The organism is Sphingobacterium lactis (assembly GCF_011046555.1).
In the GTDB taxonomy this organism is placed as follows: domain Bacteria; phylum Bacteroidota; class Bacteroidia; order Sphingobacteriales; family Sphingobacteriaceae; genus Sphingobacterium; species Sphingobacterium lactis.
Genome location: NZ_CP049246.1, coordinates 1,673,308 through 1,683,899 on the forward strand (window position 1 = coordinate 1,673,308; position 10,592 = coordinate 1,683,899).

5 protein-coding genes are annotated in these 10,592 nt (G+C 48.6%); all 5 read left to right on the forward strand.

Translation table 11 applies throughout. From position 1 onward, the window contains the following. The first annotated feature begins 83 nt into the window (after positions 1-83). The gene (gene gyrB, locus G6N79_RS07285) at positions 84-2,042 is read left to right on the forward strand and encodes a DNA topoisomerase (ATP-hydrolyzing) subunit B (RefSeq protein WP_103907010.1); all 1,959 of its coding nucleotides are present in this window, start codon (positions 84-86) and stop codon (positions 2,040-2,042) included. 206 nt (positions 2,043-2,248) lie between these two features. After that, positions 2,249-4,270 carry a ComEA family DNA-binding protein gene (locus G6N79_RS07290; RefSeq protein ID WP_160003772.1) on the forward strand — a complete coding sequence of 674 codons (2,022 nt, stop codon included), beginning with the start codon at positions 2,249-2,251 and terminating at the stop codon, positions 4,268-4,270. Then, entirely contained in the window at positions 4,270-6,309 is a 2,040-nt protein-coding gene (locus G6N79_RS07295) for a ComEC/Rec2 family competence protein (protein WP_103907012.1), read from the forward strand. Before G6N79_RS07290 ends, G6N79_RS07295 begins: the two co-directional genes overlap by 1 nt. Beyond that, positions 6,306-8,207: a RecQ family ATP-dependent DNA helicase gene (locus G6N79_RS07300; protein ID WP_234993228.1), complete on the forward strand. Its 1,902-nt coding sequence runs from the start codon at positions 6,306-6,308 to the stop codon at positions 8,205-8,207. The genes G6N79_RS07295 and G6N79_RS07300 overlap by 4 nt, the downstream gene beginning before the upstream one ends. Positions 8,208-8,326: 119 nt before the next feature. Further along, positions 8,327-10,579 carry a sodium-translocating pyrophosphatase gene (locus G6N79_RS07305; RefSeq protein ID WP_103907013.1) on the forward strand — a complete coding sequence of 751 codons (2,253 nt, stop codon included), beginning with the start codon at positions 8,327-8,329 and terminating at the stop codon, positions 10,577-10,579. The last annotated feature ends 13 nt before the right edge of the window (positions 10,580-10,592 follow it).

The following is a 10,592-nucleotide window of genomic DNA, read 5'->3' on the forward strand; positions in this document are numbered from 1 at the left end:
TAAACGGGTACTTTTTTATTTGATTATTCCCTTAAAATTTCGTATTTTTGAAAGTTAATCAACAGTAATTTTAAAGGATTTTCATGAGCGAAGAAAACAAAAAAGCTTCAACGTATTCAGCGGATAATATCCAGGTATTGGAAGGATTGGAAGCGGTACGTAAGCGTCCCTCTATGTATATCGGTGATACAGGTGTTAAAGGTCTGCATCACTTGGTTTATGAAGTAGTCGATAACTCCATCGATGAAGCTGTTGCTGGTTACTGTGACGATATCGTCGTAACCATCCTAAAAGATAATGGTATTTCCGTAAAGGACAATGGTCGTGGTATCCCGACCGGTATCAATAAGAAAGAAAATAAATCGGCCTTAGAGCTTGTTATGACCGTGTTGCACGCGGGTGGTAAGTTCGATAAGGACACGTATAAGGTTTCCGGTGGTCTTCACGGTGTGGGTGTATCCTGTGTGAATGCCCTATCGACACTCTTGCGTGCCGAAGTGTACCGTGAGGGCAAGATCTTCGTGCAGGAATACGAACAAGGAAAACCAAGAGATGAAGTAAAGGAAATCGGTGTAAGTGATGTAACGGGAACTATCGTTACGTTCCACCCGGATCCTGAAATCTTCACCACAACATTGATCTATAACTACGATACGTTGGCGAATCGCCTTCGTGAGCTTTCCTTCCTGAACAAGGGGATCCGCTTGACGCTGATCGACGAGCGTGAGATCCTGGAGAATGGCGAGTTCAAGTCCAATACGTTCTTCTCCGAGGGCGGATTGCAGGAATTCGTGAAATTTCTGGATGGAAACAGGACTTCCCTGATTCCCGATCCGATCTATGTGGAAGGCATAAAGCAAGGTATCCCTGTGGAATTGGCCCTGCAGTACAACGATACCTATTCCGAGAACGTGCATTCGTATGTGAATAACATCAACACGATCGAAGGTGGATCGCACGTGGCAGGTTTCCGTAGGGGACTGACGCGTACGTTGAAGAAATATGCCGATGATTCCGGTCTTTTGAAGAACCTGAAAGTGGACATCCAAGGGGATGACTTCCGTGAAGGATTGACAGCGGTAATCTCCGTTAAGGTTGCAGAGCCACAATTCGAGGGACAGACCAAGACGAAATTGGGGAACTCCGAAGTAATGGGTGCCGTGGATGTTGCCGTAGGGGAGATCCTGAGCATGTACCTAGAGGAAAACCCGAAGGAAGCGAAGCAGATCGTGCAGAAGGTAGTTATTGCGGCACAGGCACGTGCGGCAGCGCGTAAGGCGCGGGAGCTCGTGCAGCGCAAGACGGTGATGGGCGGATCAGGCCTTCCCGGAAAATTGGCCGACTGTTCGGACCGCGATCCGCAAAAATGTGAGATCTTCTTCGTCGAGGGTGACTCGGCGGGTGGTACCGCAAAACAAGGCCGTGACCGTGCTACACAGGCCATCATGCCGTTGCGGGGTAAGATCCTCAACGTAGAGAAGGCCATGGAACATAAGATCTATGAGAATGAAGAGATCAAGAACATGTTCACCGCATTGGGCGTGAGCATCGGTACAGCGGAAGATTCCAAAGCGCTGAACATCGAAAAACTTCGTTACCACAAGATCATCATCATGACGGATGCCGATGTCGACGGTTCGCACATTGCGACGCTACTGTTGACATTCTACTTCCGTTACATGAAAGAACTGATCGAACGTGGATATGTCTATATCGCAACACCGCCGCTTTACTTGGTGAAGAAAGGTAAGGATTTCGAATATGCATGGACGGAAGATCAGCGCCTTGCAGCAATCCAGCGCCTGAAAGGTGCCGGAAAAGAAGACAGTGTACATGTACAGCGCTATAAAGGTCTTGGTGAGATGAACGCGGAACAGCTATGGGAAACCACCATGGATCCGGAAAGACGTACACTTCGTCAAGTAACCATTGAAAATGCAGCAGAATGTGACCGTGTATTCTCCATGTTGATGGGCGATGAGGTGGCTCCACGCCGCGAGTTCATCGAGCAGAATGCGCGCTATGCGAAAATTGATATTTAAGAGCATTTTCCATGCTTTCGAAAAGGAGTTGGCCAACTGGTCAACTCCTTTTTGTTTGCTATGCGGAATGATTTAATATGCGATTCCGTTCCCTTATTAATCTCTTCAACTATTCCTAATGTTCCCTTTACAATGCCTACCTAGATTAGCAATGGCAGAGCATCTGTATTTGGAACATGGATATGATATGTGTAAAATTTCTTGGTGTGGCGTGCCTTATTGGGCAGGTGGGCCTGGCATGTGCACAGACGGGAGCTGAAAACATCGATGAATTGATCGCTGGACAGGTAGGGGATGAAGCGGCTATGACGCTTGATTTTGTCGAACAGGCCGAACAGCTGGAGCAGCTGTTGCGCAAGCCCATTGATCTCAATTCTGGAACGGAAAAAGACTTTGCAGCCCTATTTTTCCTGAGCCCATACCAACAGTCCATGCTGCTGGCGCACCGGCAACAGAGTGGACCCTTCCAGTCCGTCCTGGAATTGCAGGCCATTCCCGGATTCAATCTGGAAACTGTGGAGCGGATGATGCCCTATGTCCATGTAGGCCGTATTTCTGACTTGACGTTTAAATCTTTGCCGGCAGTCCGTTCCTGGCGCGGTTCCTGGATGAGCACCTATGGCCGGCCCTTCCAACTGCAGCGTGGCTATCGAATTACCGACTCCGACCGATCCCGCTATTTGGGCACTGCAGATCGCTTGGTGAACCGTTTCCGGTTGCACTACCTCCAAACACTGTCCATGCACCTCAATATGAAAAAGGATGCGGGAGAACCGTACTTCAGCGACCGTCAGCAATATGGTTTCGACCATTATTCCGGGAGCATCCAGATCCGTGATCCATTTGGGTTGGATAAGATGATCCTGGGCGATTATCAACTTCAATTCGGACAAGGGTTAGTTATGTGGAATGGCGGTATCTTTGGCAAGGGTGCAGCCGCAGCTCAGGTTATGCAGCAGGCGGGAGGATTGCGCCCACATACCGGGCTTATGGAAACGGGCTTTCAGCGTGGCATTGCGGCGGAGTACAGCGTGCGCCATTTTCGTATAACACCTTTCGCATCCATCAATCGGCTCTCATCGACAGGAAAGATGAACAGAGGCATGGAGGTGGTGACCTCCATCAACAACTCCGGTTTACACCGAACACCAACGGAGCTCAGGAATAGAAAAAATCTTAGCCAGTATGTGTATGGAGCCAATATGACCTATCAAAAAAGCAATTTTGCCATGGGTGGAACCTATGTAATTACGCAGTTCAATCGGTATCTCAAGTTGAATAATCAGGCCTATAGCCGATACCGTTTCGAAGGGCATGTCCTTCAGAATATGGGTTTGCATTACCAATATACCTGGCGCAATCTGCTTTTCTTTGGCGAGTCCGCACTAAGTTTCCCTGGGGGCATGGCCCATAACCACGGCATGCTTGCCGGCTTGGGCCCCAAACTGTCCGCCTCTTTTAGCTTCCGCGATTACCAAAGGAACTACCGGCATTTCTTTGCTCGGTCTTTTCAGGATCAGTCCACCCTGGGAAATGAGCGTGGCCTCCATTTTACCCTGGTCTACCACCCCACCAGGAAATTGGAATGGGCCAGTTCGGTCGATCTTATGGCTTTCCCGTGGTTGAAATTCCGAACGCGCGAACCAAGCCGTGCGCTACAGGTACAGTCGCAATGGAGCAATATATGGTACAAAAAGGGTCACCTGCGCCTGCGTTACCAATACCGCTATTTCCAGGAGAATTACCCAGCGGTACTCAACGTGCAAGAAGGCATTGCCGACGTCGCCCGGCAACAGTTGCGGCTGCAGTTTCAATATGCCGTGCATCCTCGCTGGCAGATCGGCAATGCTGTAGAAGGCAAACTTTTCCAGAAGACCGGACATGAAGAGGATATTGGCTTTATGGTCCTGCAGGATCTCGCCTGGAAGGACTTGCCTAAATCCGTTTCTGGAAATTTGAGATTGGCCTATTTCCGGGTAGATAGTTACGAAGCCCGCATCTTTACCTTCGAAAGAGATGTACTCTATGGGTTTGGATTCCCGTCCTTCTATCGACATGGATTCCGCTTCTACCTGAATAAAAAAATTAAACTTTCCAAAGGTCTGGACGCATGGGCGCGCTACGCCCATACCACCTATTTCGGGGAAGAAAAGATCGGTTCGGGACTCACAGAGATCCGTGGTAACCAACGGAGTGATTTTAAGATTCAGGTGCGCTATTCGTGGTAATGGAAAACCTGAAGAATAGCTCTTTTCAACATGTACCATTCCTGCGGATCACCCTCTTTTTTGGACTCGGCATCACGACGGCATCCGTAGGTGAAGAAGGGTGTGAGTTGCTGCCCGTTGTAGGGATCTTCCTGCTGGTTTTATCTCTGTTTATTTGGCTATTATTTTATCTTGGTTATCAGCGGGTTGGCACAATGCTCATGTATGCCACCTTATTTATAGCAGGGTTTTATCATTATGCAATGTATGTAAAGCATCCTGATTTTCAGATCGATCGCCCACAAACCTTTGTGGCGCGGATTACCGAAGAACCTCGTGTGTCTGAAGGTGCTGTCCGCACCTCCCTGCGTTTGATGGCCTGGAAAAAGGAAACCGACTGGTTGCCAACGGAATTGCCAATTGTCGCAAGTTTCTGGCGGAATGATAGCTTAGCGACCCTACAGCTAGGGGATACCATTGCATTCCGAGGGGCTATAAAGATGTTGGAACCCCCGCTCAATCCCGAGCAGTTTGATTATGCCAGGTACTTAAAGAGCAAAGGGATTTTTTATGATGCATTCGTTCCACTGGATGCGGTAAAGGTGCTGGGCAGTGCTGAAAAAGGAAAGAGGGTGTTGCATACAATGCGAATGTCCCTACACCGAAAATTCAGTACCTATATTCCGGACAGCGAAGCGCATCAGATTGCTGCTGCCATTGGTTTTGGCTACCGGGCAAACCTCTCGCAGGACGTATTGGAAGCCTTTGCCAATACAGGGACCATCCATGTGCTCAGTGTTTCCGGGTTTCATGTCAGCTTGATGTTCCTGCTGGTGACGATGTTATTCAAACCGATGGACAGGATTCCGTATGGGCGTTCCTTTCGTTTTGTCCTTGTCCTGCTCCTTATTTGGCTCTATGCTGCAATCTGTGGTTTTGAACCTGCAGTACTGCGTGCAACGGTCATGTTCAGTATTTTCCTGATCGGTTATTGGCATACGCGAACGGTATTGTCGCTCAATACGTTGTTTCTATCCATGTTCATTCTCATTGTGATCGATCCTTTTATGCTGTTCGATGTCGGATTTCAATTGTCCTATCTAGCCGTGCTGGGCATTTTGCTGTTCTATCCCATATTGCAGGCAATGTATCTGCCCAAGCGCCGGAAACTACAGCATCTGGTTAATCTCTGTTATGTATCCATTGCAGCGCAGCTGACCACCACAAGTTTGGCACTATTCTATTTTCACCAGTTCCCCACATATTTCCTGCCCGCAAACCTGTTGCTGACCTTCCCCTCAACGGCCATTCTCTACCTGGGATTTTTCCTTATGCTATGTCCGGTTGATGTGCTTAACTCCTGGGTTGGCTATTTGCTGGAGAAATTGATCCTCTACAGTTTTCAGCTGTTGCAATGGATCGATTCACTGCCTTTTGCCAGTTTACAGGGATTGCCATCCTCTTTGTGGGCCCTGCTGTTGAGTTATGGTGTTCTCCTGCTCCTCATACTGGCGATTCGTAGGCATGCTAAAGCAGCTTTAATGGTGGCAGGGGTACTGTTTATTGGTCTATTGCAAGCGCTGTTCTGGCAGCGTTGGCAGGAGCAGGGATTTCGTGGGGTAAAAATCTACCAAATGCATAAGCAGATCGCCATTGCCCTGATCGATCGAGGTGCCGTGACGCTGATCAGCACCTTGGATTCCCTGAACCATGCCCACCTGCGGTTTGCAGTCCATCCCGATCTTAAGCGGTATGCTGCATTGGAACATATCCAATTCGAACACCTGGTTGTGGATAGTACGGATTATTTTATTTCCTGGCAAGATACGTTCCACATACAGGTGAAGAACATGTCTGGACCAACGAATAGTAATGCAGATCTGACACTGGTCCGAAAAAATGTGAAAATCTCCCCAACCGATGCGCGTGGTCTTGTGATTTTTGATGCTTCCAATTCTCAAACCTACTTGGATCAAGTACAGGTGGAATTGGCGGGAGGAAAGCTGCCCTATTATATTTTAAAGGATAATTTTGCGTATGTTTGGCGTTGGGAGTTATGATGGAAAAAACAAGTTTATCCATATTGAAAACATATTGGGGGTATGATCGATTCCGGCCTTTGCAGGAAGAGATTATCCATGATATTCTATTGGGTAAAGATACCTTGGCCCTGATGCCCACGGGGGGTGGTAAGTCCTTGTGTTTTCAGGTTCCAGCCATGATGCAGGATGGAATCTGCATTGTGGTGAGCCCATTGATTGCCCTGATGAAGGACCAGGTGGAGAACCTCCGTAAGCGGAACATCAAGGCCATCGCCATTTATTCGGGTATGTCCCATCGGGAGGTGGACATTGCTTTGGATAACTGCATTTTTGGGGACATCAAATTCCTATACCTTGCACCCGAACGACTGTATAATGACATGGTGCAGGAGCGTATCAAGCACATGCCGGTCAACCTCTTCGCCATTGATGAGGCCCATTGTATTTCCCAATGGGGTTACGACTTTCGACCTTCTTATCTTGAATTGAGCCATCTGCGGTCCCTAAAGCCCAATGTGCCCTTTCTTGCCCTGACAGCAACCGCCACGCCACGTGTGGTGACCGATATACAGGAAAAATTGGGATTCAGATCCGAGAATGTGCTATCCAAGAGTTTCCGTCGGGAAAATTTGGCCTATATGGTCCTGCCGGAAGAAAATAAGATGGGCCGCATGCTGAAGGTGATCACCAAGATCGGCGGGACAGGAATAGTGTATGTCCGCAATAGACGGGAAACCCAAGAAGTTGCTCGATACCTGCTAAATCATGGGATATCTGCCGATTTCTACCACGCCGGTCTGGATATGCAGACCCGTTCCAAGAAACAGGATGCTTGGACAAATAACCAGACCCGTGTGATCGTGGCGACCAATGCCTTTGGGATGGGTATCGATAAAGCGGAGGTCCGCTTTGTGATCCACCTGGATATTCCCGATTTCCTGGAGGCCTATTATCAGGAGGCGGGACGTGCAGGCCGTGATGGCAAGAAGGCCTATCCTGTATTGCTCTACCAACAGGCGGATCGAGACGAACTGTGGGAGAGCATTGACCAGAATTTTCCGGATTTTCAATATATCCAACAGGTTTACCACCATGTCTGCAATTATTTTCAGATCGCCTACGGCGCCGGACAGGGCATGACCTATGACTTCGATGTCGTGGACTTCGCGAAGAAGTATAAACTGGAGGTCATCAAGTGCCTCAGTGCATTCAAGTTTCTGGAAAGGGATAAATGGTTGTCGCTCAGCGAATCCGTTTATTTACCGTCTAGGTTTAAGTTTGAGGTGGACTTCCAGGAACTGTATAAATTTCAGGTGCAGAGCGTACATTTTGACCCCTTGATAAAAGCCATTCTGCGCATTTACGGCGGTGTCTTTGATTTCTATGTGGCCATCAATGAATTCGAATTGGCAAAGAAGATCGGCAAGCCCTCTGAGGAGGTGGTCCGGATGTTGAACCTGATGCAGAAACAGGAAATCGCTTCCTATATCGCAAAAACCGATTCCCCGCAGATGCAGTTCCTACAAGCCCGTGTGGATTACAAGAACCTGTACATCGATACCCAGTTCATTGCCGTGCGCAAAAGCCATAAAGAAGAACAGGTAAAAGCCATTTATGGCTACTTGGATGAAAAAGTATGCCGCAGTTTAGCCCTCCAGCGCTATTTCGGTGAGGAGGTGGAAGAACCTTGTGGTGCATGTGACCTCTGTTTGGTGAAAGCGCATAAAGCAGGTCTCGATGAATCCATCGGCAAGAAGATCCAATACCTGTTATTGGATTCTCCACGTACCCTGCACGCACTTATCGACGCCATCGATATGGGGAGTGAGGATGATCGATTGCGCGTTTTCCGCCAATTACTGGATGCAGGAACCATTCTCCTGAAAGAGGAGACATACCATTGGAATGCATTGTAGCACGATAAATTTCACGGCAATTTCACCCTAATCTAGAGGCTAATTGATTTGTTTCCATTAGTTTGTGTGCTCTATTGATAAAAAATCCTATCTTTAATAGTAACCAAATAAACTTTTGTATGGAACATTTTATCATCTATTTACCTGCAGCTCTCGCGCTGTTGGGTCTACTGTTCATGTTTGTAAAGGCGGGTTGGGTTGGCAAACAGGATGCCGGGGAGGACCGGATGCAATTTATTTCCAAAAGTATCAAAGAGGGAGCTATGGCATTCCTCAAGGCGGAATATAAGATTCTCTTTATTTTCGTCATCATTGCGGCCATTGCCCTTTTCGTGGTGTCCACGCTGGTGGAAACAACGCATTGGATTATTGTTGTTGCGTTCATCTTCGGTGCTTTCTTTTCTGCGCTTGCAGGGAATATCGGGATGCGCATTGCGACCAGTGCCAATGTACGGACCACCCAGGCAGCCCGAACGAGCTTGCCTCAGGCCTTGAAGGTTTCCTTTTCAGGCGGAACGGTTATGGGCCTTGGTGTTGCGGGATTGGCGGTGTTGGGCCTCAGTATCTTCTTTCTGCTTTTCTTGCGGATGTTCCTTACGGAAGGCGGTAATTTCTATCAGGAGATGACCGTTGTGTTGGAAGCCTTAGCGGGCTTTTCCCTAGGTGCTGAATCCATTGCACTTTTTGCACGTGTTGGTGGCGGTATCTATACCAAAGCGGCCGATGTGGGTGCGGATTTGGTGGGTAAGGTGGAAGCGGGCATTCCCGAGGACGATCCGCGCAACCCAGCAACCATTGCGGATAATGTGGGTGATAACGTTGGGGATGTCGCTGGAATGGGAGCCGATCTGTTCGGGTCTTATGTCGCAACGGTATTGGCCTCGATGGTGCTCGGAAATTACATCATCAAGGATATGTCCGAAGTAAATGGTGCACCGTTCACAGATGCCTTCATGGGCATGGGTCCCATCCTATTGCCGATCGTGATCGCTGGCGTAGGGATCTTGGCTTCCATCATCGGAACTTTCTTGGTGAAGGTGTCCAGCAATGATGCCAAGGAGAATCAGGTGCAGAAGGCCCTGAATACCGGAAACTGGACTTCGATAATCCTGACGGTCATTGCCTGTTATTTCTTGATTCAATATATGCTTCCCGAAGTGATCCAGATGAAATTCTTCGGTGAAGGCTACATCGATATTCCCCGGATGAATGTGTTCTATTCGACCATCGTCGGGCTGGCTGTTGGCGGATTGATTTCCGCTTTCACGGAATTCTATACCGGCTTGGGAAAAAAACCGGTATTGAATATCGTACAGAATTCGTCAACAGGTGCAGCGACGAATATCATCGCTGGTTTGGCAACGGGAATGAAGTCTACAGCGTCTTCTGTAATTCTATTTGCTGCTGCCATTTGGGGGTCCTATGAATTGGCGGGATTCTATGGTGTGGCCATTGCAGCATCGGCCATGATGGCAACAACAGCGATGCAGTTGGCTATTGACGCCTTCGGTCCGATTGCCGATAATGCCGGCGGTATTGCCGAGATGAGCGAACTCCCAAAAGAGGTACGCCAGCGTACCGATGTGTTGGATTCGGTAGGTAATACAACGGCGGCGGTAGGGAAGGGCTTTGCCATTGCATCGGCAGCATTGACCGCATTGGCACTCTTTGCGGCCTATGTCACCTTTACGGGAATTGATGGAATCAATATCTTTAAGGCGGATGTGTTGGCCGCGCTATTCATTGGGGGCATGATCCCTGTTGTGTTCTCGGCTTTAGCGATGCAATCCGTTGGTAAGGCCGCCATGGATATGGTAAACGAAGTGCGCCGTCAGTTCCGGGAAATTCCAGGGATTCTGGAAGGCACAGGTAAACCTGACTACGGCAAGTGTGTGGATATATCCACCAAAGCCGCCCTTCGGGAAATGATGCTGCCGGGAGCCATTACCATTATCACACCGATCATCGTCGGTTTTGTGATGGGAGCAGAGGCATTGGGCGCTTATATGGCCGGTGTAGCGGTATCCGGAGTGATGTGGGCAATCTTTCAGAACAATGCCGGTGGTGCATGGGATAATGCCAAAAAATCCTTTGAGGCCGGAGTGATGATCAATGGGGAAATGACCTACAAAGGTTCCGAAGCGCATAAGGCTGCGGTTACTGGAGATACCGTAGGGGATCCATTCAAGGATACCTCGGGGCCTTCCATGAATATCCTCATCAAATTGACTTGTCTGGTAGGTTTGGTAATCGCACCGATTCTGGGTGGACATACCGTGTCGGAGCAAGTGAAAAAGGACAAACCTCAGATTGAAAAGGTGGTTGTGTTGAAGAAAGAACCTGTAAAGCAGGTGGAGACCATAAATAGATAAATAAGAAATTGCA

Coding starts and splice junctions, on each gene's coding strand:
- G6N79_RS07295 (WP_103907012.1), top strand. CDS start 4,270: ATGGAAAACCTGAAGAATAGCTCTTTTCAACATGTACCATTCCTGCGG.
- G6N79_RS07300 (WP_234993228.1), top strand. CDS start 6,306: ATGATGGAAAAAACAAGTTTATCCATATTGAAAACATATTGGGGGTAT.
- gyrB (WP_103907010.1), top strand. CDS start 84: ATGAGCGAAGAAAACAAAAAAGCTTCAACGTATTCAGCGGATAATATC.
- G6N79_RS07305 (WP_103907013.1), top strand. CDS start 8,327: ATGGAACATTTTATCATCTATTTACCTGCAGCTCTCGCGCTGTTGGGT.